Annotated in this window: 22 protein-coding genes, 1 tRNA gene and 1 riboswitch; of the genes, 11 read left to right on the forward strand and 12 right to left on the reverse strand. The window is 71.9% G+C overall.

Annotation, left to right across the window (positions count from 1 at the left end):
- Nucleotides 1–48 precede the first annotated feature (48 nt).
- From AC1DE0_RS21445 to AC1DE0_RS21455, 3 genes are all read right to left on the reverse strand, one after another.
- Nucleotides 49–4,200 carry an AAA domain-containing protein gene (locus tag AC1DE0_RS21445; RefSeq protein ID WP_478105478.1) on the reverse strand — a complete coding sequence of 1,384 codons (4,152 nt, stop codon included), beginning with the start codon at nucleotides 4,198–4,200 and terminating at the stop codon, nucleotides 49–51.
- 143 nt (nucleotides 4,201–4,343) lie between these two features.
- Nucleotides 4,344–4,829 (reverse strand): hypothetical protein, encoded by a 486-nt coding sequence (locus AC1DE0_RS21450; protein WP_478105480.1) that lies wholly within the window; start codon nucleotides 4,827–4,829, stop codon nucleotides 4,344–4,346.
- Nucleotides 4,830–5,098: 269 nt separating this feature from the next.
- Nucleotides 5,099–5,371, reverse strand: coding sequence for a hypothetical protein (locus AC1DE0_RS21455; RefSeq protein WP_478105482.1), 273 nt, complete (start codon nucleotides 5,369–5,371; stop codon nucleotides 5,099–5,101).
- A 187-nt stretch (nucleotides 5,372–5,558) separates the two neighbouring features.
- Between AC1DE0_RS21455 and AC1DE0_RS21460 the strand changes: the two genes are divergently transcribed.
- The 6 genes from AC1DE0_RS21460 to AC1DE0_RS21485 all read left to right on the forward strand — a co-directional run bounded on the left by AC1DE0_RS21460 (nucleotide 5,559) and on the right by AC1DE0_RS21485 (nucleotide 8,080).
- The gene (locus AC1DE0_RS21460; RefSeq protein WP_478105484.1) at nucleotides 5,559–6,140 is read left to right on the forward strand and encodes a DinB family protein; all 582 of its coding nucleotides are present in this window, start codon (nucleotides 5,559–5,561) and stop codon (nucleotides 6,138–6,140) included.
- Nucleotides 6,141–6,160: 20 nt separating this feature from the next.
- Complete coding sequence (locus tag AC1DE0_RS21465) at nucleotides 6,161–6,661, forward strand: NUDIX domain-containing protein (RefSeq protein ID WP_478105584.1); 501 nt, start codon at nucleotides 6,161–6,163, stop codon at nucleotides 6,659–6,661.
- A 99-nt stretch (nucleotides 6,662–6,760) separates the two neighbouring features.
- Nucleotides 6,761–7,090 (forward strand): hypothetical protein, encoded by a 330-nt coding sequence (locus AC1DE0_RS21470; protein WP_478105486.1) that lies wholly within the window; start codon nucleotides 6,761–6,763, stop codon nucleotides 7,088–7,090.
- Nucleotides 7,091–7,143: 53 nt separating this feature from the next.
- The gene (locus AC1DE0_RS21475) at nucleotides 7,144–7,269 is read left to right on the forward strand and encodes a hypothetical protein (RefSeq protein ID WP_478105488.1); all 126 of its coding nucleotides are present in this window, start codon (nucleotides 7,144–7,146) and stop codon (nucleotides 7,267–7,269) included.
- Nucleotides 7,270–7,534: 265 nt separating this feature from the next.
- A tRNA-Arg gene (locus AC1DE0_RS21480) sits at nucleotides 7,535–7,610 on the forward strand.
- Between the two features lie 80 nt (nucleotides 7,611–7,690).
- Nucleotides 7,691–8,080 carry a hypothetical protein gene (locus tag AC1DE0_RS21485; protein ID WP_478105489.1) on the forward strand — a complete coding sequence of 130 codons (390 nt, stop codon included), beginning with the start codon at nucleotides 7,691–7,693 and terminating at the stop codon, nucleotides 8,078–8,080.
- Between the two features lie 253 nt (nucleotides 8,081–8,333).
- Here the strand turns inward: AC1DE0_RS21485 and AC1DE0_RS21490 are convergent, their stop codons facing one another.
- Together AC1DE0_RS21490 and AC1DE0_RS21495 are read right to left on the reverse strand one after the other, a co-directional pair.
- Nucleotides 8,334–9,668: a SpoIIE family protein phosphatase gene (locus AC1DE0_RS21490; protein ID WP_478105491.1), complete on the reverse strand. Its 1,335-nt coding sequence runs from the start codon at nucleotides 9,666–9,668 to the stop codon at nucleotides 8,334–8,336.
- A 126-nt stretch (nucleotides 9,669–9,794) separates the two neighbouring features.
- Complete coding sequence (locus AC1DE0_RS21495) at nucleotides 9,795–10,637, reverse strand: hypothetical protein (RefSeq protein WP_478105493.1); 843 nt, start codon at nucleotides 10,635–10,637, stop codon at nucleotides 9,795–9,797.
- A gap of 277 nt (nucleotides 10,638–10,914) precedes the next feature.
- On the opposite strand from AC1DE0_RS21495, the gene AC1DE0_RS21500 reads away from it, so the two are divergent.
- Nucleotides 10,915–13,035, forward strand: coding sequence for an ATP-binding SpoIIE family protein phosphatase (locus tag AC1DE0_RS21500; RefSeq protein ID WP_478105495.1), 2,121 nt, complete (start codon nucleotides 10,915–10,917; stop codon nucleotides 13,033–13,035).
- Nucleotides 13,032–13,571 carry an STAS domain-containing protein gene (locus AC1DE0_RS21505; RefSeq protein ID WP_478105497.1) on the forward strand — a complete coding sequence of 180 codons (540 nt, stop codon included), beginning with the start codon at nucleotides 13,032–13,034 and terminating at the stop codon, nucleotides 13,569–13,571. Before AC1DE0_RS21500 ends, AC1DE0_RS21505 begins: the two co-directional genes overlap by 4 nt.
- Here the strand turns inward: AC1DE0_RS21505 and AC1DE0_RS21510 are convergent.
- The 6 genes from AC1DE0_RS21510 to AC1DE0_RS21535 all read right to left on the reverse strand — a co-directional run bounded on the left by AC1DE0_RS21510 (nucleotide 13,556) and on the right by AC1DE0_RS21535 (nucleotide 19,448).
- Nucleotides 13,556–14,890 (reverse strand): zf-HC2 domain-containing protein, encoded by a 1,335-nt coding sequence (locus AC1DE0_RS21510; RefSeq protein WP_478105499.1) that lies wholly within the window; start codon nucleotides 14,888–14,890, stop codon nucleotides 13,556–13,558. The two genes, AC1DE0_RS21505 and AC1DE0_RS21510, sit on opposite strands and share 16 nt — an antisense overlap.
- Before the next feature lie 222 nt (nucleotides 14,891–15,112).
- Nucleotides 15,113–15,796: a DsbA family oxidoreductase gene (locus AC1DE0_RS21515; protein ID WP_478105501.1), complete on the reverse strand. Its 684-nt coding sequence runs from the start codon at nucleotides 15,794–15,796 to the stop codon at nucleotides 15,113–15,115.
- A gap of 85 nt (nucleotides 15,797–15,881) precedes the next feature.
- Nucleotides 15,882–16,664 (reverse strand): C40 family peptidase, encoded by a 783-nt coding sequence (locus AC1DE0_RS21520; RefSeq protein ID WP_478105503.1) that lies wholly within the window; start codon nucleotides 16,662–16,664, stop codon nucleotides 15,882–15,884.
- 2 nt (nucleotides 16,665–16,666) lie between these two features.
- A riboswitch (cyclic di-AMP (ydaO/yuaA leader) is annotated at nucleotides 16,667–16,837 on the reverse strand.
- 197 nt (nucleotides 16,838–17,034) lie between these two features.
- Nucleotides 17,035–17,730: an iron-dependent transcriptional repressor DtxR gene (locus tag AC1DE0_RS21525; protein WP_478105505.1), complete on the reverse strand. Its 696-nt coding sequence runs from the start codon at nucleotides 17,728–17,730 to the stop codon at nucleotides 17,035–17,037.
- Nucleotides 17,731–17,759: 29 nt separating this feature from the next.
- The gene (locus AC1DE0_RS21530; RefSeq protein ID WP_478105507.1) at nucleotides 17,760–19,031 is read right to left on the reverse strand and encodes an MFS transporter; all 1,272 of its coding nucleotides are present in this window, start codon (nucleotides 19,029–19,031) and stop codon (nucleotides 17,760–17,762) included.
- Nucleotides 19,032–19,109: 78 nt separating this feature from the next.
- Nucleotides 19,110–19,448 carry a hypothetical protein gene (locus tag AC1DE0_RS21535; RefSeq protein WP_478105508.1) on the reverse strand — a complete coding sequence of 113 codons (339 nt, stop codon included), beginning with the start codon at nucleotides 19,446–19,448 and terminating at the stop codon, nucleotides 19,110–19,112.
- A 3-nt stretch (nucleotides 19,449–19,451) separates the two neighbouring features.
- Between AC1DE0_RS21535 and AC1DE0_RS21540 the strand changes: the two genes are divergently transcribed.
- Together AC1DE0_RS21540 and AC1DE0_RS21545 are read left to right on the forward strand one after the other, a co-directional pair.
- A complete protein-coding gene (locus AC1DE0_RS21540; RefSeq protein WP_478105510.1) occupies nucleotides 19,452–20,630 on the forward strand; it encodes a hypothetical protein in 1,179 nt (392 codons plus the stop codon).
- Nucleotides 20,627–20,869 (forward strand): hypothetical protein, encoded by a 243-nt coding sequence (locus AC1DE0_RS21545; RefSeq protein WP_478105512.1) that lies wholly within the window; start codon nucleotides 20,627–20,629, stop codon nucleotides 20,867–20,869. The genes AC1DE0_RS21540 and AC1DE0_RS21545 overlap by 4 nt, the downstream gene beginning before the upstream one ends.
- 193 nt (nucleotides 20,870–21,062) lie before the next feature.
- Here AC1DE0_RS21545 and pdxH read toward each other — a convergent pair whose 3' ends face one another.
- The gene (gene pdxH, locus AC1DE0_RS21550; protein ID WP_478105514.1) at nucleotides 21,063–21,800 is read right to left on the reverse strand and encodes a pyridoxamine 5'-phosphate oxidase; all 738 of its coding nucleotides are present in this window, start codon (nucleotides 21,798–21,800) and stop codon (nucleotides 21,063–21,065) included.
- Between the two features lie 108 nt (nucleotides 21,801–21,908).
- On the opposite strand from pdxH, the gene AC1DE0_RS21555 reads away from it, so the two are divergent.
- Nucleotides 21,909–22,313 (forward strand): hypothetical protein, encoded by a 405-nt coding sequence (locus AC1DE0_RS21555; RefSeq protein WP_478105516.1) that lies wholly within the window; start codon nucleotides 21,909–21,911, stop codon nucleotides 22,311–22,313.
- Nucleotides 22,314–22,338 lie beyond the last annotated feature (25 nt).

Genomic DNA, 22,338 nt, shown 5'->3' on the forward strand with positions numbered 1-22,338 from the left:
AACATTCCACTACCTTGTCGGCCCGCGAGGTCGGCCGCCAGAGGAGGTTCACTCGTAGTGCGGCGGACGCTGCTCCTCGAGCCAACGGTCACCGACGCCTGAGCCGGCGGGACGCTCGCCCCACCCGAGATCCAGCTCGTCGCTGCTGGCACGGAGCGCCGCACCCGGCTCACTGTCGTCACCCTGACCGCTCGCGGCCGCACCGTCTGCGCTCTCGGCCGTGCCCTTGCGGAAGACCCGGCGGCGCTTGCGCTTCGCGGGACGTCCGGGAGCGGTCGTGTCACCGGGCTTGCCGTCATCGGCCTGAGCCCCACCGCGCGACCCGTCGGAGTCCCCCCGCGCAGGCGCCTTGTCCGCGGCGGTCTCCGCGCCCGACGCGCTCTCGTCACCGGAACCGCCCGCCTTGGCGTCGGCCGCCGGCTCTCGGGGCGCCGGCGCCTCGGGAGGTGGCGGCGGGGATGCCGTACGGGCGACGGTGAGCAGTCGCGCGATCTCGCGGGCGGGGTCGCGGAACAGGTCGGTGCTCCACACCCGCTCGTGCACCCAGCCCAGACGGGCCAGCTGCTCGGGGCGCAGGCGGTCACGGTCGCGCGTGCTGCGCAGGGCGGCATACCGGTCGCCGTCGGTCTCGACGGCCACGAGTGCGCGACCTCGGTGGTAGGGGTCCTCGATCGCGATGTCGATGCGGTGGCTCGCCGTGCCGAAGTCCTCGTGCACGGTGAGCCCCTCGCGCCGCAGACGGTTGGCGAGGTCGGTCCGCAGCGGGTCGCTCGTCGTGGTGGTGGCGGAGAAGAGCGTGCCCTCCTCGGCAGCGACACCGCGGCTCTCGGCATACGCCAGGAAGTCGCGGAGCATCGTCGCGCCTCGGGCCTTGAGCCGGCTCGGGTCGAGGTCGGCTGCCCGCAGGGCCGAGACGACGGTCATCCGCGCGCGGGCACGGGTGATGGCGACGTTGAGGCGCCGCTCGCCGCCCTCGTTGTTGAGCGGACCGAAACGGTGCAGCACCCGACCGTGCGGGGTCTTGCCGTAGCCGATCGACACGATGATGGCATCGCGCTCGTCGCCCTGCACCCGCTCCAGGTTCTTGACGAAGAACCGCTCCTCACGGGCCTCGTCGAAGAACGGAGCGACGTCGGGCGCGCCGCGCAGGGCTGCGGTGATGGCGTCCTCGAGACGGTCGGCGTGCTTGATGCCGAGGGCGATGACGCCGAGGGACTCGGTGGGCCGGCTGCGGGCGTGCTCGAGCACGAGCTCGACGACGCGGGCCACCTCGCTGTCGGTGGTCTCGATGGCATCGACGCCCGGCTGCACCTCGGCCTGGCCGTCGACCGGCTCGAAGGTGACAGCCGAGTCGATCGAGGTGCCCGGGAAGGTCGTGAGCCGGCCGTCGTACATCGTCTGGTTGGCGAAGGCGATGAGGCGCTCGTCGCGGCTGCGGTAGTGCCAGGTGAGGTTGCGCGTCGGGAGCGCTGCGGCAAGCACGTCGAGCACCGACTCGAAGCCCTCGGTCAGGGTGTCGTCGGCGCCGGCTGCGGTGTCGGACTCGTCGTCGGAGACCACCGTGAAGAAGTTCGTCGGGGGCAGCTGGCGCTCGTCGCCGGCGACGACGACCTGACGCGCCCGCGAGATCGCCGAGATCGCCTGGGCGGGCTGCACCTGCGAGGCCTCGTCGAAGATCACGACGTCGAACCAGCGGCCCGGCGGCAGGGTCGAGGCCACGACGAGCGGACTCATGGCCCAGCACGGCTTGATCGCCGTGAGGGTGGTGGCAGCCTGCGGCATGAGGTCGCGCAGTGGCTTGTGGCGCCGCGCCTTGCCGGCCTCGGCCCGCACGAGGGCCTCGTGGGACGGGTTGTCCGCGAGCACCTCGCGCACGTTGCGGGCGACGGCGGAGCGCACCCGGGCGACCGTCGCCGCCTGGTGGTCACGGTCGGCCTCGGCGAACTCGGCCACGTCGCGGCGCAGGCCGACGCCGTCGTGGGCGCCGTAGGCCGGGTCGCGCACCGTGATCTCCTGCGCCAGAGATGCCCACCAGACGTGCTCGACCTCTGCGGTGACCTGGTCCGTCGCCGTGCCACGGCGCGCCAGGTCATCGACCAGGGGGCCAAGGCCGGTGGCGCGTACCTCGTCGAGGACGGTGGTCACCTGCGGCAGCACGGCGATGCGGTCGGGCCGGGCGGCGAGCGCCGCCAGCCGGTCGCGGAGCTGGGCCAACGGCAGCGAGGTGAGGGTCTGCCCGTCGGGCCCGGGCCGCAGCCGGTCGTCGAGCCACTCGAGGTCTGCGGTGAGGCCCCCGAGCAGCGCGAGGCCCTCGTCGAGCCGCGGGGAGATCTCGGGTCGGCCTCCGCCGCCCACGAGCTCGAACCAGTGCTCCCGCTGCTCGCTCGCCGACACGAGCTCCTCATGGAGGTTCGCCGGTGGACGGCCGGGTCGCAGCAGCCGCTTGGTCTGCTGGCGGATGCGCCACCGCTCGATCCAGCCCATCTCGATCTCGCGGTTGTCGCGCCAGTCGCGGGTCGCGGTTGCGGCGATGTGCTCCTTGAGCGGGATGTCGAAGACCTCGGGGCGGAACACGTCCAGGGTCTCGCGGACGTTGGCCATGGTCGCGAACGCGGCCTTCCAGTCCTCCAGCGAGTTCGCCTCTGGCACATGGGATTCCGATAGGATCGTGTTGAGCTGCCGGGCAGCGTCGTCGAGCCCGCTCGTGCTGTGGCGGCTCGTGATGTCGAGAGCGCGGGAGGCGTCGTCGGCGGTGAGGATGCGGGCGGCATACCAGGGGTCGTCGCCGTCGCGGGTCCATGCGCCGAGGCCCGCGACGTCGCGGAGACGCCGGGCCAGCTCGACGGTGCGGTTGCGACTCAGGCCGGCGAGCTCGCGGCCCCCGAGGCGTACGTGGCTCGTCGGCGCCGGGGTGCGCGTGCCGAGCTCGACCAGGGCCTCCTGGGCCTCGTGCGCGGAGACGCCCCACGGGTCGCGGACCGCGTGCAGCGCCTGCACGTGCGCCTGGAGCCGAGCGCGCCGCTCGCGCAGCGTCGCCGTGGTGCGGTCGCTCACCGGAGAGTCGTTCTCGACCGCGGCGTCGAGGCTCTTCGCGAACTGCTGCGCCGTGGCGCGCTTGTTGGTCGGGCCGTCGTACGCGTCGAGGACGAGGTCGCCGAGACCGAGCCGGTCGAGCCGGCTGAGGACGGCGTCGATGGCGGCGCGCTTCTCCGCGACGAAGAGCGTCGACTTGCCCTCCGCTGCGAGCGAGGCGATGAGGTTGACGATCGTCTGGGACTTGCCGGTGCCCGGCGGCCCCTTGATGACGAGGTGGGCGCCGGCGCGCACGGCGTCGATGGCCGCATGCTGCGAGGAGTCGGCGTCGAGGACGAGGTGCTCGTGCTCGGGGTCCGGGTCGGGCTCGCTCTCGGGCACGCGCATCCGCACGGCGCCGAGTGCCGACTCGTCGCCGGCGAGAGCAGCCACGACGTCGTGGTTCGCGAGGGTGTCGCCCTGCAGACCGAGGTCGGCCACCATGGGCAGCTTGGCGTAGGAGAAGGTGCCGAGCACGAGCCGAGGCGCGATCGAGAAGTCGGGCACGCCGGCGCACTCGTGGCCCAGCGCGGCATACACGGGATAGGGGTCGAAGCCGTTGCCGACGGTGGCGAGGTCGGCGAGCGAGTCGCCGTCGATCTCGATCCCCTGCTCCGAGCGAAGGTACTCGCGCAGCACCGGGTTGAGCTCGACCTCCGGGCCCAGGTCGATCTCGAAGTCCTCCTGTGCCGCGCCCGTCGGGCGGAGCACGCACGAACGCAAGAGCACAGGCGCGGCCGGGGGTCGAGCCGCGCGCGGCACCGACCACGTCGCCATGCCGATGGCGACGAAGCCCGCCGCGATGCCGCGCTCCTCGCGCAGCTCGAGGGCCTTGGACCGGATCGCACGGACCCGACGTCGCGCCTCGTCGAAGGCGACCGGCTCTCGCACGAGGTCGGACAGCCGGGTGCGGCGCCCGGCGAGCAGCATCGAGACGCCGCCCGGGTGGGCGGTCGTGAGATCGAGCGTGCCCGAAGGCAGGTCGCGGTACCAGAGCAGGGTGTTGCGCCCGCCGAGGTCGACGAGCGTCCGCTGCCACGTGCGCACCGCCGCCGTGACGCGGTCAGCGCGGGGATCGCCCGACGACTCGGCCTGGAGGGCAGGGTCGGTCCTGGGGGCGTCCGTCATTCCAGCAGGCTAACCAACGAAGCCGTGCGGGCCCGCCATCGACAGACCCGCACGGCGGAATCACTCGCCTGCAAGGCGGCATACGGCCCCCGGGACCGGGCGATCGGGCTCGGCCATGGGGCAAATCCCGGAAGGAAGAGCGGTCAGGCCTCGATGGGGTGGCCGCTGAAGGACCCGGTGCCGCTGTCGACGACGGCCCCGGAGGGGTCGAAGACCGAGAAGCGGTAGGTGCCCGAGACCGTGTACCTGCGCGCCTTCCCACGCGCGCGTACGCGGATGGAGACGCCCGGGCTGCCGGGCCCGCCCGGCCCGGGTTGGCCGAACCAGAACGTCGCCTTGAAGGCGCCATCTCCGAGTGACGCCCATGTCCCGGTGCCGGGGGGACCGGCTGGCGCGATGTCATGCGAGAGGAAGACACGACCCCCCGCGAAGCTGATCACCGTCGTCACCTTGGTCGGGTCGCCCGGCGGGTCGTCCTTGCGGGTGATGACCCAGCTCCCGCTCGGTGCAGACCCTCTGCCCTCACTTGCAGATGCCGACGACGCGCTCGCCACGCTGCCGACGGCCACGGCACCAGCGGCGCCCGCCCCCACCAGAACTCGCCGACGGTTCACTACCTGTTCGTCCATTGCGACCTCCTCGTCGAGACCCGGATGGGCCTCGTGCAACATCCAGAGTCGAGTCCTGTCGGAGCACGCGTCAAGAGCCGAACTTGCTTTTGCGCAGCATGCGTGCTATGTGATCCATGCGGCGTGCCGGCGGAACGGTGTAGTGCACTGGTCCTCGAACCAGGCGTGCTCGCCGAGTGCCTCGCGCAGTCGCTCCATGAAGGTCCACGGAGCGTCGCCCTCCGGTTCCAGCTGCGCCATCACCGAGCCTGCCGTGAGTGTGACGCCCGTCAGGCGGAGTGCAATCGTGCGGTGTCGTCGGCCGCGGTACGCATCGCCGAGGTCCAGGCGCGGGACGCCGCCTGCTCGGGGTGGGCTGCGTCGCGGTAGGTCTCGAGGGCCCGGATGGTGATGTGGCTCGCGTCGATCCGCACCGTGAGGAAGTGCCCCGGGCCGCCGAGCTCGCAGGCCTCCCCCATCCACCGCTCCAGGGTCGTGCGCGTCGACAGCGGCGGGATGGAGACGACCGTCACCGGCCAGCGACCAAAGTCCTCGGGCGGCACGTCCTGCCCGTGGCGACGGGCCAGCACTGCCGCCCGCCCTTCGGCTAGAGCCGGTCGAAGACCTCGTTGCGTGTCGCGATCTCTCGCACGTCGCTTGTTCCTTCCCTGACCGGTGGCGTGTGCTCCGCGGATCTTGCCAGAACCGCTCGTCGGCAGGGTGTGGGTGGGCGGTGACAGAGTTGGGCGCATGGTGGACAACCCCGCAGCTGGCGAGGCCCGGTCGGAATCCGGCCTGACCGACGATGACTTCGCGCCCGTCTGGGTCGATGACGACCGTCCGCGCATCCCCCGCGTGGCCGGCGAACGGGAAGCCCTGACGGCATACCTCGAGTACTACCGCGCCACGGTGGACATGAAGTGCCGAGGTGTCACGGCCGACCAGGCCCGCGCGCGCTCCATGCCGCCGTCGACGATGTCGCTGCACGGGCTGGTGCGCCACCTCGCCGGCGTCGAGCGGTGGTGGTTCCAGCAGAACTTCGAACGCCGCGACGTGCCGTTCCTCTTCTTCACCGAGGACCAGCCCGACCTCGACTTCGACCCGCCCGCCGACGCCGACTTCGCCGAGGACCTGGCCACGTGGCGTGCGGAGTGCTCGGTGTCCCGCGACATCGTCGCCGCCCACGACCTCGACGACACGGCGCGGCCGCTCGACTGGCACGAGGACGTCGACCTGCGCTGGCTGGTGCTGAGGATGGTCACGGAGTACGCGCAGCACTGCGGGCACCTCGACCTCCTTCGCGAGGGCGTCGACGGCAGGACTGGCGCGTGACCTCATCGACGCCACCGGCCGTGGCTCGCGTTAGACGTGCCGTCCGGGCTGTCATCCTGGCCGATGACGACCGAGTCCTGTTGTGCCGCTTCAGCTTTCCCCATCCAGCCGTGCCGGCGGGCGCAACGGTCGTGTGGGCGGCCCCCGGTGGTGGCGTCGAGCCCGGTGAGCTGCCGCTGGCGGCGCTGCGTCGAGAGCTGCACGAGGAGACAGGGCTGGTCCTTGACCGCGACCCGCCTCACGTCTGGCACCAGGCGGTCGTCACTCCCGGCCGCCCGGACGGCTACGACGGGCTGGTCAACGACTACTTCCTCGTCCGCACCACGCACTTCGATCCTCGCGGCGCGTTCTCCGACGACGAGCTCGCCGCCGAGCACATCAGCGGGATGCGCTGGTGGCCCCACGCAGACATCGCCACCTACGGCGGCACCGACCTGTTCTCGCCACGCGACATCGCCACACCGCTCGCGGCGTTGATCGCCGGCGAACTCCCTGACACTCCGTTGCTGCTGGGTCTGTAGTTCCGACCCTCGCGACTGCCGCGACCTGGCACGTCCCTGGGACGATGCTCCATCACGAGTGGACGAGACAGGGGTAGCGCCATGCGACCGATTCGAGCGATGGCCACAGTGGCCATGTGCGCCGTCCTGGCCCTCGCGGACTGCACCTCCACGCAGCAGTCGCGAACCCCGATCGCGGACGGAAGCACCGCCGTCGACCTCTACACCCACTGCGGCATCCGCTACCTGCAGATCGGTGTCGACTGGTTCGAGCGCGTCGGCGGGCCGTTGGACGACGCAGGCAATCCACCGTCCGGTTGGGCCAATCCGAATCAGCCCGGCCGGGTGACCGTGACTGGTGACATCGCGACCTTCACCGATGACGCGGGGCACAAGGAGTCGTTCAAGAAGCTCGAGAATCCGTCCTCGTCCGATACCAACTGCGCCTGACGAGGCCAAAATGCTGGTGATGGCCGGCGAGTCCGCTCGGTAGCCTGCCCCTCATGCCCGCCGAGACCACGACGGTCTGCAGCCGGATTCTGGACTGCCGAGAATCGGGCATGGACATCTGGGTCGTCGGCGAGGAGGACAAGGAGCCCCCGTTCGGCCAAGTAGCTATTCAGGGCTAACCGCCTACGAACCTGCCTATCCGTGTCGCGCGCGAGTCGCGCCTGCTGCTGGAGCGTGAGGTCACTCCTTTCAGCGGCCTTCTCACCTGCACGAGGCTGGGGCTGCGCAGCCCGCCAAGGTGGCGCGCCGATGGCAGCCGCGCGCGGGCGGATCCTCGCGGTCCAGTAGCCTGTCCCCGTTGGCCGGCCCTGAGAGGCCTCGTTACAGCGAGGGTTACAGCGATCCTTGCAGCGAGGTTTCCAGCGAGGGTTTCAGCCATGCCCCGCCCTCGTAGCTCAGGGGATAGAGCACCGCTCTCCTAAAGCGGGTGTCGCAGGTTCGAATCCTGCCGGGGGCACCACACGTTTGTATGACTCCCCGAAGTAGCCACCGCTGAGTTGTCCGGCTGGCATTCTCTCTCCCATGCGCCGAATCACAGGGGTGACGGGGGCCGCGCTCGTCGTGCTGGGATTCGTCGGCTTCATCGTCGGCGGTTCCATTGAATCCATTGCCGGCGGGTGGCTGGCTCTACTGACCTTGCTCATGGTGACGATCGGCTTCGTCTTCATGTGGGAAGCACACATCGCGTGGCCCGACGATGGAACGCCCTACGCCTGGCGACGGAGGTTGACCGGGCTGGGAGTCGGTCTGGCCACTGTGGCGTCTGCGGTCCTTGCACGAGTGGTGCTCTCAGCGATCCTGCCGAACACCTGGATCGCTCACACCATTGCGCTGCTCGCCGGTGTCGTGGCTGGCGACTTCGCCCTCAGACGGCTCCGCAAGGCCTTCAGTCGGCGCTTCCGTGCAGCTGACGCCGCCGAGGCCGGTTGAGCACCAGACGCCATCACGAGGCGCCGAAGCCGCGGGGGTCACCGACATCCGACCGAGCGGGCGCAGCAACGGCGGCGCGCACGCACCTCGGAGCCATCCGCACACCCGGTTCGAGGTGCGCGTCGCCCGCAGGGGTGCGGCTTGACCTCAAAGGTGGGCGTTGCATCGACCACCTCGCCGGGAACCGCGCACTCCTGAGGGAAGCGCGAGCCAACAGGACGGGCCCAGCGCGCTCAACGCGTACGCCAGGGGTTCAGATTCGCAGCACGATGAGGGCGATGTCGTCGCGCAGCGACGAGCGCGGCGGCAGCTCCGAGAGCAGCCGGTCGGCGACCGAGTCGACGTCCAGGTCGCGGAGGCGCACCAACGCATCCGAGAGCCGGGCGATCCCGAGGTCGAGGGGCTCGCCACGTCGCTCGACGAGTCCGTCGGTGTAGAGCACGAGCGTGTCACCGGCACGCAGGATCGCAGTGCCGAGCGGCCGGCTCATCACCTTCTGGGTCACCGCGAGCGGTGGCCCGAGAGCCTGGTTCATCGTGTGGATGGAGCCGTCGACCCTGAGGATGAGGGGTGGCAGGTGGCCGGCGCTGCTGTAGATGGCGAGGTCCAGCGCCGGGTCGATGACGACCTTGACCGCCGTCGACGCCGTCGCGTCGGGACTGTGCCGCGCCACCCGGTCGAGGGCCGTCATGGCCGCGGCCGGGCCGACGTCTGCGACGGTGAGGGCGCTGAGCGCGCTGCGCAGCTGTCCCATGATCGCCGCCGCACGCAGTCCGTGACCGACGACGTCCCCCACCGCGACGGCGAGCCGTCCCTGGCCCAGGTCGGCCACGTCGTACCAGTCCCCGCCGACGCGAAGCGCGTCCGAGGCCGGCTGGTAGCGGACCGCGATCTGGACGGACTCCCGCACGCTGAGCGGCACCTCGGCGGGGAGCATGACCTCCTGGACCGCGATGCCGAGCTGTCGCTGGGTCTCGAGTGCGATGTCGAACAGCTGGCTCTGCTCGGCGACGGCGGTGGCAGCGACGACAGCCGCGCGCGCCTGCCGCCCAGCGGGTTCCAGGGGCGCGCTCAGGGCCGTGGCGAGGTGCGGCACGAGTGCTGTCACGTCGTGCACGTTGTAGAGCACGTGCCGCGGCACGCCGGACGAGTTCGGCACTGGCACAGCGGTGCCGATCCAGTAGTGCCCGCCACCCGCCTCTGCCTCCGCCGCGGGGCGACCCGTGTCGCTGTCGTAGCGCTGCAGACCCACCACGACCGATCGGCCGGTGTCCAGAGCCGACCGCACGGCGCGCCGGACCGTGTCTGCCACCGGCTCGGACCCGGGCACCGTCTCGGGCCCGGCCGGCCGGCTGGGCAGGACGTCGGCGAGGCTCGTGCCGACCAGCTCGGTGCGGCTGCGGCTCACGGCCTTCACGTAGGCGTCATTGCAGTCCTGGATGATCAGGCCGATGTCGACCACGACGCACGGGCTCGGCACCGCATGGAAGAGCGCCCCGAAGTCGAGCTCCCCGGACCCGCCGCCGCCAGGTCCCGGGGCAGCCACCAGTCGGGGCTGGAACTCCGGGTGCGGGTGCGGCGACGACACGAGCCAACGCTAAGCGCGGTCCGACGCGCGTGCGGACCACTTGGGAAAACTCATCGACGCACGTTCCGCGCAGGGCGCGGAAGTGCGTCGACCGGATGCGACACTCGAGCGGCCCGACCCCCTGCGTCAGACCGGGCCGCCCGAGCGGGCCATGAACAGCGGGGCGCGCCGCGCGAGCAGCCACCACGGCACGAGCCCCACTGCCGCGAGCACCAGGAAGGGCGCCACCAATGCGGTGGACACCACGGTTGATGCGGGGTCCGCCAGCGCGCCGAACCACTGGTCGACCGCGATGCTGACCCCCTCGATGACCCACATGCCGAGAAGCGCAGTGACCACGACACCTCCGCGCGCCTCTCGCCGCCACAGCCAGAGGGCGGCCACGGCCGCGAGCGGGAGCCAGACGGCGAGGTCCTGGACGTAGATGGCGTTGGTCTCCACCCCGGTCCCCTCGAGCATGGGGGTCGGGTAGGCACCGAGCGACGGGACGATGCGCGCCAGCCAGGCGATCGCGTTGAGGCCGGCGACCACCCAGACGTATGCCGCCACGCCGCGCACCGGTGCCCGCTCCACCACGCCCTGCCCGACCGCCCAGACCTCGCACGAGGCGCGCAGGTGCCCGACTGCCCACAGCGCCAGGCCCAGCAGCGCCACGTACAGGAGGAAGGCCGCGTTGAACGGGGTGAGGAACAAGAAGAGCACCGCGTTGTACACGACGTACAGCAGGGCGCCGAGGGCAGCGAGCAGGGCCGGCCCCGATCCGCGAGCGGCCTTCCACCACGACCCGACAAAGACGGGCAGGGCGACGACCAACAGCACCAATGCGGTGCCCCTCGCCGACCCCTGCATCGCATCCGGCCCGTGGAGCAGACCGGGGTCGGCGAAGGTCCAGACTCCGGCAGCGGCCCCCGCCGCCGCCGTGGCCACGGACAGGCTGCGCGCCGTCCCCAACGCGTCGCGACTGGCCATGACCCCTCCTCTACTACATATAGTAGTAGAGGAGGGGTCATGGCGACCCACAACACCGGCGGACGTGACCCATCGCACTCGTGGCGGCCCGTGGCCGGGGCCGTGGACCCGTCCGGACCCGGGCAGTGTGCGCGAAACTCTCGTCACGGGAGCCGCGTTTCCCTAGGCTCGCTGCCATGGGGACGCGCGGGCGCTTGGGTGGCGTCCGACAATGACGGCGGGCGTGGGGACGGCTGAGTCCTCGGGCACCGTCAGCGCGCTCTCGGAGAGGGTGGCGGTGCGCCGGTTCTTGGTCCTCGGGACCGTCGGCGTCGCCTACTACTACGGCGGAAAACTCGGGCTCGAGCTCTCGCTGGTCGGCAACGACGTCACACCCCTCTGGCCCCCCACCGGCATCGCCGTGGCGGCCCTGCTCGTCTTCGGCCGCTCGTACTGGCCTGCGATCGCGGTGGCGGCCCTCGCCGTCAACCTCCCGATCAGCGCCACCGTCGTCACAGCCCTGGCCACCGCCGTCGGCAACACCCTGGCGCCGGTCGTCGCCGTGACCCTGCTGCATCGGGTCGGCTTCCGCCGAGAGCTCGACCGCCAGCGTGACGCGATCGCGATCGTGTTCATCGGAGCCCTCGCGAGCATGCTCGTCAGCGCCACCATCGGATCTCTGGTGCTGCTCGGGTCCGGCTCGATCCAGGCGGGCCAGCTGCCGACCGCGTTCGCGGTCTGGTGGACCGGCGACGCCATGGGCGTGCTGGCCTTCACCCCGTTCCTGCTGTGCCTGCCCCTCTTCTGGGAGCAGCGGCGGTGGCCCCTGCGCCAGTGGCTGGAGGGCGCCGTGATCCTCGTCGCCGTCGCGCTGACCCTCTCCTGGACGGTCTTCCAGATGCGCATCCTCTTCGTGGCGCTGCCCCTCCTCGGGTGGGCGGCATGGCGCCTGCAGCTGCGCGGCGCGGCACCCGCTGCCCTCATCGCCACCCTCGCCGCGACCTGGGCGGCGGCCAGCGAGCGTGGCCCTTTCGCGGGAACCAGCCGCCTCGAGCAGATGGTCACGCTGCAGGCCTTCAACGCGTCGGTCGCCCTGACCACCTTCTTCCTTGCCGCCCTCGTCAGCGAACGGACCAAGGCCGCGGCCGACCTCGCTGTCGCCGCGACCGAGCTCGAGCACCGCGTCGAGACGCGCACGGCGCAGCTGTCCGCCGCCAACCTGCGCCTCGTGCAGGAGATCCACGAACGCTCCGAAGCCCAGGAGCTGCTCAGCCACGAGGAGGCGCGGGCCCAGCGGGAGCACCAGATCGCCGAAACGCTGCAGCGCAGCCTCCTGCCCGACCGGCTGCCCGACGTGCCCGGCGTGGCGCTCGCTGCCCGCTACGTCCCCGCGACCGCGGACGTGCAGGTGGGCGGCGACTGGTACGACGTCGTCCAGCTGCCCCAGGGCCTCATCGGGCTCGCGATCGGCGATGTCGCCGGCCACGGCCTGCAGGCGGCCGCGACGATGGTGCAGGTGCGGATGGCCCTACGCGCGTACGCCCTCCAGGACCCTTCGCCACCCGCCGTCATGCACGGCGTGCACCAGCTCGTCGCGCAGCTCCCCGTCCCCGAGATGGTCACGCTCATCTACCTCGTCTTCGACCCCTCCACGCGTGAGCTGCGCTGGACCAACGCCGGCCACCCCCCTGCCCTCGTCGTCGCCGACGGCCACGGCACCTACCTGACCGGGGCGCTAGCCCCGCCGGTCGGGGTCACGCTCGACGGCTCCTTCGTCGAGGAGACCCACGTGCTCCAGGCCGGGGCGACATTGCTGCTCTACACCGACGGTCTCGTCGAGCGCCGCGGGGTGTCGCTCACCGTCGGCCTGGACCGGCTCAGCCGCGAGGCCACGGGGGCGCGTCCCTCCCCCGCCGACGAGGGAGACCTCGAGCTCCTGTGCGACCGGCTCCTCGTGACCTTCCTCGACGAGGACCACATCCCCGACGACGTCGCCCTGCTGGCGATGCGACCGGCTGTCTCGGTCGAGGGCGAGCTCTCCCTGCGCCTCCCGGCGGAGGCGCGCAACCTCGTGAAGCTGCGCGGTGCCCTCCGCCGGTGGCTGCACGAGTCCGGCGTCCCCGAGAGTGAGGCCAACGAGGTGCTCGTCGCGAGCGGCGAGGCGTGTGCCAACGTCGTCCAGCACGCGTACAGCGGTGCTGACACCGCCGGCCCGCTGGAGCTCATCGCCCGTCTCGCCGGCGACGACCTCGAGGTGCAGGTGCGCGACCGCGGCAACTGGCGCGCGGCCGCCGACCGAGGTGGCGGGTGGGGACTACAGCTCATGCACGCGCTCATGGACGAGGTCGAGGTCGAGCACGCGTCGGCGGGCACGGAGGTCCGGCTCACCCGCCGCGTACGCCTGGGAGCCCGCCCATGAGCGAGCTAGCCCGGGTGCGCACACACCGCGAGGGGTCCACCCAGGTCGTCCGCATCACCGGCGAGGTCGACCTCTCCAACGCGCGTGACGTCATCGATGCCGTGGGCCACGCCGTCCCCGAGGACGTCACCCACATCGTCCTCGACCTCACCGACACGACGTACGTCGACAGCGCCGCCATCGCCACCCTCTTCCGGCTCTCCGAGCGCCTGCGCGACCGCCGTCAGGACCTGCGCCTGGTCGTCCCGAAGACCTCGCCCATCCGCGCCGTCATCGAGCTCACGCGGCTCAGCCACGTGATCCCCGTCGACGATGTCACCCCCTCCGGGCCCCCGCTGTCGCCGGTGTCGCCCGAGTCCCCGGTGTCCGGGGTTCCCCCGCTGCCGTATGCCGCCGTGCCCGAGACCACGACTCCGGCACCGTCCGACCGTGGCGGGGTCGACGGGCACGACGGGCGGGACGGGCGGGACGGGTCGCGCGGCGAGCCGGACCCCGGCCCAGACGGCTGGGACGGCTCGGGTCAGCGCAGGGTGTAGGTGCCCGACGCCGGAAGAACCGAGCCGGCCCGGCCCACGAACGCGGCCACCAGGGCACCCGCCGGCGGGGCATCCGCCACCCTCGTCACCTCGACCACGACACGACCCGCGTGCATCCGCTTCTCGAACAGGGCCGACGGCGTCGAGACGTGCTCGATGGCGCGATGGCCCACGTCGTCGACCACCGAGGTCACGAGCCAGCCCGGGCTCACCGACAGACGCGTGAGGAACGACCCGCGGTCCGCGGGCTCGAAGGTCAGCGTCGTCACGACCACACCGCCGGGCCGGGCCACGACCGGAGGGGGCGGACCCGTAGGGCCGGGCAGAGCCGGCGGTCGGGCGGACGTCGGTGGCCTGCCGGCCACCGAGGACGTACGCGGCGTGGACGGCGCGGCTGCCAGTGCGGTCGTCCGTGCCGTACCGGGCACGGCTCGCACGCTCAACCCCGTGTTGGGTCGCGAGCGGCCGGCCTGGACCCGCCCTGCCTCCCGGTCGCCCGAGACATCCTCGGCCACCGCCACGCCGATGACCGGCCGCAGGCCGGACGCCCCTCTGCCCGAGCCTGCCGGGCCTGGCGCTGCAGCGCCGGAGCCACTCGTCGCGGGCTGGCCGCGCGGGGCCGGCGCTTCGGCCGCCACCGTGCCATCGGGGCCAGGCTCGAGCAGGAAGGGCGTCATCGTCAGCGCCAGCGCCAGCGCCGCGGCCGCCGTCACCAGCACGGCCCCACGAACCGGCACCGACAGCACCCGAGCCTCCAGGGGCGCTCCGGAGCCCGAGGCGCGGGCGGCCTCAACCGCCACGCGGTCGGGCAGGCCCAATGGGGCCGCGGCCCCGGCGGCCACCCCGGCGGCGGGGGCGTCGGTCGTGAACGCTCCCGGCAGCAGGGCGGGGGCGACCCGCAACCGGATCGCACCGTCGACGTCGTCGAGGACGGACGCGGCCGCCCGGCACGGCGCGCACCGCGCGAGGTGCTCGTCGACCTCCGGCCGGTCACGTCCCGGGGGCGAGCCACGCAGGTGGGCTCCGAGCGTCCGGCGGATCGACGCGCAGTCGGGCTCCTCCGCCCTGGCGACGAGCTCGGACAGCAACCCGAGCCGCAGTCGGTCGCGAGCCCGGTCACCCGGGTCGTGCGGGCCCTGCCTCGTCGCTCCACCCCGGGGGACGAGCCGGCGCGAACCCTCGTCGTGCATGACGAGCCGCCAGAGGAGCGCCCGCGATTCGCTCGGCAGCGACCTCCAGGCGGCGAGCACCGCCTCACCCGTCTGGTCGTCGACCGCGCGCGGAGGCTCACCGGCGAGATCGTCGCGCGCCCGTTCCACCATCTCCCGTCCCGAGGTCCACCGGGCTGTGCCCGGCCGCAGTCCGCCAATGGAACCCCCCAGTGCGCGACCTCACGGGGCGGGAAGACCGTCGCGCGAGCAACGCACCTGCTGCATCCTCCACCCCGACCGGGTTCCGTGTCGCCAAGGCTGGCGCGACATGCCAGCAGGTGGACGAATCTCCTTGCGCAATGGGCGGTTTGCGGTTTTTGCCCCAGCTGCTCAAATCGTCTGTGTGGCGACGCCGCGCAGCAGCGCGAGGTAGTCGTCGACGGGACGCGCACCCGACACGGCGGCATACGCGTTGGCCACGACGAAGGGCGTCGAGCTGACGCCCATCGAGCGGGCCTGCTGCTCGTCGGCCCGCACCTCGTCGGCGTACTCGTCGGACGCGAGGACGGCCGAGACGCGCCGCTCGTCGAGACCACACTCGGCGGACAGGCGCTGGAGCACCTCGTGGTCGTCGATCGCGAGCCCCTCGCTGAAGTGCGCCGACTGGAAGCGCTCGACCGCGGCCGAGCGCAGGGCAGGCCCGCCCATCTCGCCGGCCAGCGCACACAGGCGATGGGCGTCGAAGCTGTTGGCCCGCACGGCGCGGTCCCAGTCGAAGTAGAGGTCATCGGCCTCGGCGACCTCGCTCGCCCTGGCGTTCATGAGCCGCCCCGTCTCGCCGTCGCCGCCGTGGCGCACCGACAGGTGCTCGCTGACAGGCACGCCACCGCCCCGCGGGGCCTCGGGATCGAGCTCGAAGGAACGCAGGCGCACCGTGACGTCGTGCGGCCGCTCGAAGGCGGCGACGGCGGCCTCGACGCGCCGCTTGGCCACCCAGGACCAAGGGCAGACCAGGTCGCTCCAGAGCTCGAGCTCGATGAGGGTCGTGGACTCGGCAGCAGGCTGGTCGGTCATCGACTCAGTCAACCATGGCCCCGAAAAGCGTTGTGCCCCCGCCGGAGTCGGCGAGGGCACAACGAACAGAGAGGTCGAGCGAGGCTCAGAAGCGGCCGTAGCCCGAGGGCGCCGTCCAGATCGAGTGGTTGCCGATGACGGTGCCGGGGCGCTGGGCGTCGATCATGCGGCCGGGGCTGACGTAGATGCCCACGTGGTAGGCCGGCGAGCCGAAGAAGACGAGGTCACCCGGCTGCGGGTCGCTGACGCGCGTCGCCGCGGCCTGCTGGGCCGAAGCCGTGCGCGGGATCGAGATGCCCGCCTGGCGGTAGACGTAGGACGTGAAGCCCGAGCAGTCGAAGCCCGACGGCGACGAGCCGCCGTAGACGTAGGGAACGCCGAAGAAGGACTGCGCGATGCCGACGATGCCGGAGGCGCTGGGGATCTTCGCGTTGTTGAGGGCGACCCGAGCGGTCGACCGGGACGCACGGTCGGCGGCGGCTGCGCGAGTGACGGCCTTCTCGGCAGCCTTCTCGGCGGCAGCCTTCTCGGCGGCGGCCTCGGCGCGCTCGCTCTTGACCTTGATGTCCTCGATGACGAGCGGCTTGGACTTGAGGGCCGGCTTGCCGTAGCCGATGGCCGACAGGGCGCTCGACGCCTTGAGGGTGCCCACCTGCGGACCGACCACAGCGGGGCCCGCGGCGGCGCTGTTCACACCGTCTGCGGCGTTCGCCGTGCCGGCGAACGAGGCGACGAGGCCACCCGAGGCGGCGACGATCGCAGCACCCTTGACGGCCGGCTGGGCCGACTCCCTGGCGATCGTCTTGAGCTCCGAGATCGCGTTGAATCGACCGGGGGCGCGGTGGCGCCCGGGAACGTTCTGAGCCACGTTTGACCTCTCGACGCCTACGAGGTGAGCTGTCGGGTTCGGGCTGGAGGTACTTGCCCGGCCTTCACTCGGACCATGTCGGTCCACGGAGGGCTTCACCCCGAGGACGTCTCTCGACGTCCGGAGAAAGTGGTTCCCCCGCTCCTGCCATTGCGGTTCGTCACTGGCCACAGGTCGATGGCAGGACTCGGCGGTCCGACCCGGGGCACTCGCTCGACGGGGAGAGCAAGTGCCGCCACGCTACCCAACCGGCCGGAGGTTGTCACCTCCAGGTCCACAGAATTCGGAGAACTTCCGGCCACCCGGACAAATGTGGCAAGGCATGCCAAGTCACCCCCACCAAAGGGGGCACACCTTGACGTACGGGTCGTCAGGCGGTCTGGCAGTAGACGTGGACCGCGACCTCGTCGGGCAGCGAGACGGCCGTGGAGGGCTCGCCGCCGTCGCGGACCACCATGACCCAGGCACCGTCACGCGCGACGTCCACACGGGCTCCGGGCATGACTCCCGCGCTCGTGAGGAGTCCGAGCGCCTCGGGGTCGACCTGCACGGGCTCACCGATGCGGCGGATCGTCACGCTCGCGGCGCTGTCGCGCACGGCAGTGGTGAGCGGGATCAGTCCGGTGAGGAAGTCCTCGTCCTGGTGCATGCCGAGCTCGTCGAGACCGGGGATCGGGTTGCCGTAGGGCGACTCGAGGCCGTCGCCGATGAGTCCGAGGATCTTGCGCTCCACCTTCTCGGACATCACGTGCTCCCAGCGGCACGCCTCGTCGTGGGCGTACTCCCACTCGAGGCCGATGACGTCGACGAGGAGCCGCTCGGCGAGGCGGTGCTTGCGCATGACGCGGGTCGCGAGCAGCCGACCGTGGTCGGACAGCTCGAGGTGACGGTCGCCGGAGACGGCGACGAGGCCGTCGCGCTCCATCCGGGCCACGGTCTGCGAGACCGTCGGGCCCGAGTGGCCGAGACGCTCGGCGATGCGTGCCCGCAGGGGCACGATGCCCTCTTCCTCGAGCTCGTAGATCGTCCGGAGGTACATCTCGGTGGTGTCGATCAGGTCCGTCACGGTCATACCTTCTCAGAATCCTCGGACGGTCAGTGACCGCCCGTCGCTGTGCCGGTGGAGGTGCCTGCCCTCGAGCCCGGAACCCGTGCCCGAGTCGGGTCGTGCCGAGGCACCCAGACGCGCAGCCATCCCGCCCCCACGACCGCGCCCGCGCCGAGCACGACGGCGGAGGCGCCGAGAGACATGACTGCGCTCAGACCTGACAACGCCAAGGGGCCCGCGGCCCTTCCCAGGTCGGCGCACAGCCGCCAGCCACCGAGGAACTGGGCGCGGCCGTCGGCGGGCGACGCATCGGCGCCCAGCGTCATGATCAGGCCGGCCCCGAGCCCGTTCCCCACACCGAGCACGGTCGCGGCGGCCGTCACGGCGACGAGGCTCGTCGCCAACGGGAGCAGCGCCATCCCGAGGCCCAGCACGAGCATGCTCGGCACGGCTGCCGCCACCCGTCCGTAGCGGTCCATCAGCCAGCCGGACGGATAGAAGAGGGCCATGTCGATGGCGCCGGCGACGCCGAACACGAGCGAGGTCTGCGCCGGCGTGAACCCGACCGACTCGGCCCACAGCGGCACGAGCGCCTCACGGATGGCGCGCGCGCCCGCCACGCACATCGCCCCGGTGCCCAGCGTCAGCAGCACGTGCCGGTGCTGCACCAGCACGGACGCGACGCTCCTCGGGACGCCGGCCGTCGCGACCCGGTGCGCCGAGCCGGTGATGTCGGGAGCCACGAGCACGAGCACGAACGCCGCGATGCTCGCGACCCCGCCGACGGCGTACGCGGACTCGATGCCCCAGCGCGTGATGACGAGGGAGCCGATGAACGGCCCGACGAAGTAGCCGATGCGGTGGACGCCACCGAGGGTCGAGAGCGCGCGGGCGCGCATGGCGACCGGCACCGCTTCGGTCAGGTAGGCCTGCCGCGCCAGCCCGAAGAGCGAGCCTGCGAGCCCGATGACGAGGACGCCGACGAAGAGCATGACGAGGCCGCCCGCGAGCGCCGAGACGACCATGCCTACGGCCTCGACGACGGCTGCGACCAGCAGCGCCCGACGCTCCCCGATGCGGGCGGCGAGGGCCCCGGACGGAAGGTCACCGAGCAGTTGCCCCACGCCCATCATCGCCACGAGCAGAGCCGCGACCCCGACCGAGGCGCCGAGCTCGCGGGCCGACACGGCCACGATCGGAGAGACGGCCCCGGCACCGGTCGACCCCAGGAGCGTGGGGCCGTACGCCGACAGCGCGATCGCACGCAGGCTGCCGGTGCGTTCGCCCCCGCCGTCCCCCTCGCCGCGAATCTCGGTCACGCCACAGGACCCTAACGATCGGGTTACTCGGCTGGCCCGCTCGTCCGGGCGACGGAACGATTGGCGCGTGACCGGGAGTCAGGGGACGAGCAGTCCCGCGGCGGTGGACAAGGCGTTGGCGGCGACGACCGCGAGCGCCAGTGTCGTCGTCTCCTCCCGGCCCCTCACCCGCCACCACCGAGTGAGCAGCGCCGTCTCCACCACGACCACGACGACCTCGGCCGCCACCAGCTGGGCCGACGAGGAGAACCGCGTCGAGACGGCATGCAGCAGCGGTTGCGTGAGCACGTTGACTCCCACGGCCGCAGCCACCGCGCGGCCCCACGCCGCCCACTCCGCGTGGCGCGCGAACCCCACCAGCACCGGGGTCTCGACGGCGATGGTCACGACGAGCGCCTCCCACGCGCGGACGGTCACGGCATGACCGGCGTGTCTGCCGGGACGCAGCGCTGGCGCACCGTGACGCTCCTCGTGCTCGGGGCCGTCGGCGCATCGCTCGCCCTGGCACTCGGCGCGCCCGTCGCGACGGCCGTGATCGGCCTGATCCTCTTTGGCATCCTGCACAACCTGCTCGAGATCCGCTACGTCGCCGGCCGCTTCTCGGGGCTCCTCGGCCGCCCCTTCCTCGACCTGCTCGTGGCCCTCGTCACGGTGATCGTCATCTGCCGCTTGCTGTCGGGCGTCGTCGGTCGTCCGGCCCAGCTGGCCGAGATCCTCCTCGGCTACGGGGTCATCGCCCTCGCCGCCCGCTACGGCCTCGAAGGCCGGCGCCGCCACGTGGTGTGGGGAGTCGTGGCCGCTGCCGCGGTGCTCTCCCTGACCTTCCCGGCGTACCACTTCGTCGTGCTCACCCACCTCCACAACGTCGTCCCGCTCTTCTTCCTCTGGGAGTGGTCGCGCCGCATCACCTCGCGCCGCGGACGACAGGCCTTCCGCGCCGTGCAGCTGCTCTGGGTGCTCGCCATCCCGGCGGTGATCCTGCTCGGGCTCCTCGATGGCTCGCTCACGACCGACCCGGGCATCGTGCGCAGCGTCGTCGGTGACGGGCAGACAGTGCTGGCCACGAGTGCACCGCCGGGAGCCGCGGCCACCCTGCTCGGGAGCCGGTTCCTCACGGTCTTCGCCTTCATGCAGACGATGCACTACGTCGTGTGGGTCGCCCTCATCCCCCGCGTCGCGCCCGACGCCACCGCCTCGTTCGAGGCCCGGGTTCCGTGGGTGACCGGCCCGCGGCTCTGGGCCGTCGGCTTCCTCGTCGCGGCCGTCTTCGCCGTGCTCTTCGGCGTCGACTTCGTCCAGGGCAAGGCGCTGTATGCCGCCCTCGCCAGCTACCACGCCTACCTCGAGCTGCCGGTGCTGCTGGCCATGCTCATGGGGGCGCGCAGCCTCCTGGCGCCGCCCGCCCCGGCTGCAGCCGACACCGAAGCGACCGGGCAGACTGGGCACACTGGGCCGACGGCGACGACCGTGCCGACGGTGCCGACGGTGCCGACGGTGCCGATCGTCTCCCGGCTGCCGGCCGGTGGCTCGGGATCGATCGGGCCCACACCCGAGACCGCCGCGGTGGCCGTGGCGCCTGAGCCCGAGGTCGGCACATGACCCTGCTCGTGCCGTTCGACGCGGCTGCGCCGCCGCAGGACACGTGGGGGCCGATGCTGGTCGTCGCCCTCGTCGTGGTCGCGGTCGTCGCCATGATCCTCGGCTTCGGCCGGATCACCCGACGCCGCGCCCCCGACGGCGAGGTGGCCGGTGATCGTCCAGGCGGCACGGAGACGGAGTCCGGGTCCACCGGCCCCGCGACGACGAGCGACGACGAGCTGCCCACCGACCCTGTGTAAAAGGTCTTGCCGCCCCATTCATCCCGACGTAGGTTCGAGGAGTCGAACCGAAGGGAGGTGATCCGTGAAGTGATTTCTTCCGGAACGTGTGAGGTGGCCACGCGATAGCCGCGTCCCCATCTACACCATGGATGAGGCAGGGCAGTCCGACTCGTCGGGCTGCCCTGTTCCATGTCTCGTCATTCCGGCCTCGTCAGGGCTGCAGGCGCACTCGGGTCCAGGCTCCGACAGCTGCGAGGTCGCCCGGCCCCGTGCGACGGAAGACGATGCGGTCGTGCAGCCGGTTGCTCCGGCCCGCCCAGAACTCCACCTCGTCGCACACGATGCGCCAACCACCCCAGAAGTCGGGCACCGGCACGTCGTCGTCGCTGCCGGTGTCGGGGAAGCGCTCCAGCACCTGCTGCCACCGGCGCTCCAGCTCGGCCCGGTCGGCTGCCGGGCGTGACTGGTCGGAGGCCCAGGCCGACAAGCGCGAACCGTAGGGACGCGACGCGAAGTAGCCCTCCACCTCGTCACGCCCGAGGGGCTCGGCGGTGCCGCGGAACCGGATCGCCCGATAAATGGAGGGCCAGGTCAGACTGGCCGCCACCCGCGGATTGCCCTGCAGCTGCTGGCTCTTCGCCGAGCCCAGGTTGGTCACGAAGCCGGGGCCTCGCTCGTCGAAGAACCGCATCAGGACGGTGCGCACGTCAGGCGCGCCGGACTCGTCGACGGTGGCCACCGACAGCGCCGACGGCTCCGGCACGTCGGCTCTCTCCTCGGCGGCCGCCTGCGCTGCGTCCACCCATGCCCGTGCCTGGAGGTAGGGCGACTCGGCGACGTCGGCCTCGACGAGACCGTCTCCGGAGTAGTCGAGGCGGCGCACCTCATGAGCCGTGCGCGTGGGCTTGCGGGCCGGCTCGTCGGCCGACGCCACCGGGGTGTTGTCCATGAGCCCAGACTAGGGTTGGCGACAGGAAGGCCCGCACGAGCGTCAGGCCACGGCGCGTGCGGACCCAGCGAGAGCCCCGGCCGTCCGGGGCCGGTGAGGAGTCGGACGATGGCAGGCAAGGGAAAGCTCGTCACCCAGACCGTCAAGCTCGGGATCAAGTACGGCCCGCAGATCTGGGTGGCCAGCCAGGCGCTGCGTGAGCCCGCCAAGGAGGCTGCCAACAAGGCCATCTCCAGCGAGCGGGCCAGGCGTCAGGCGATGGACCACGCCAGGTCGCTCGCCGACGGCAGCATCCTCAAGGTCTACAAGGGCGACGCCGCGCACTGGGTCGTCTTCAGCGGCGACGAGCCCGTCGCCGTGCACCCGGCGACCGACATGCTGCTCACCACCCTCGTCGCGCGTGCCGACCTCACGAAGCGCATCCGTCCGCAGGACAAGGTCAAGGCGACGGAACGCGCCAAGGACGCCGCAGCAGCAGCCCTGCGCCGCGGCAAGCCCAACCAGATCAACTGACCACCCCTGCCCCCACCCAGCGCGG

Source organism: Terrabacter sp. 05T424, assembly GCF_056396225.1.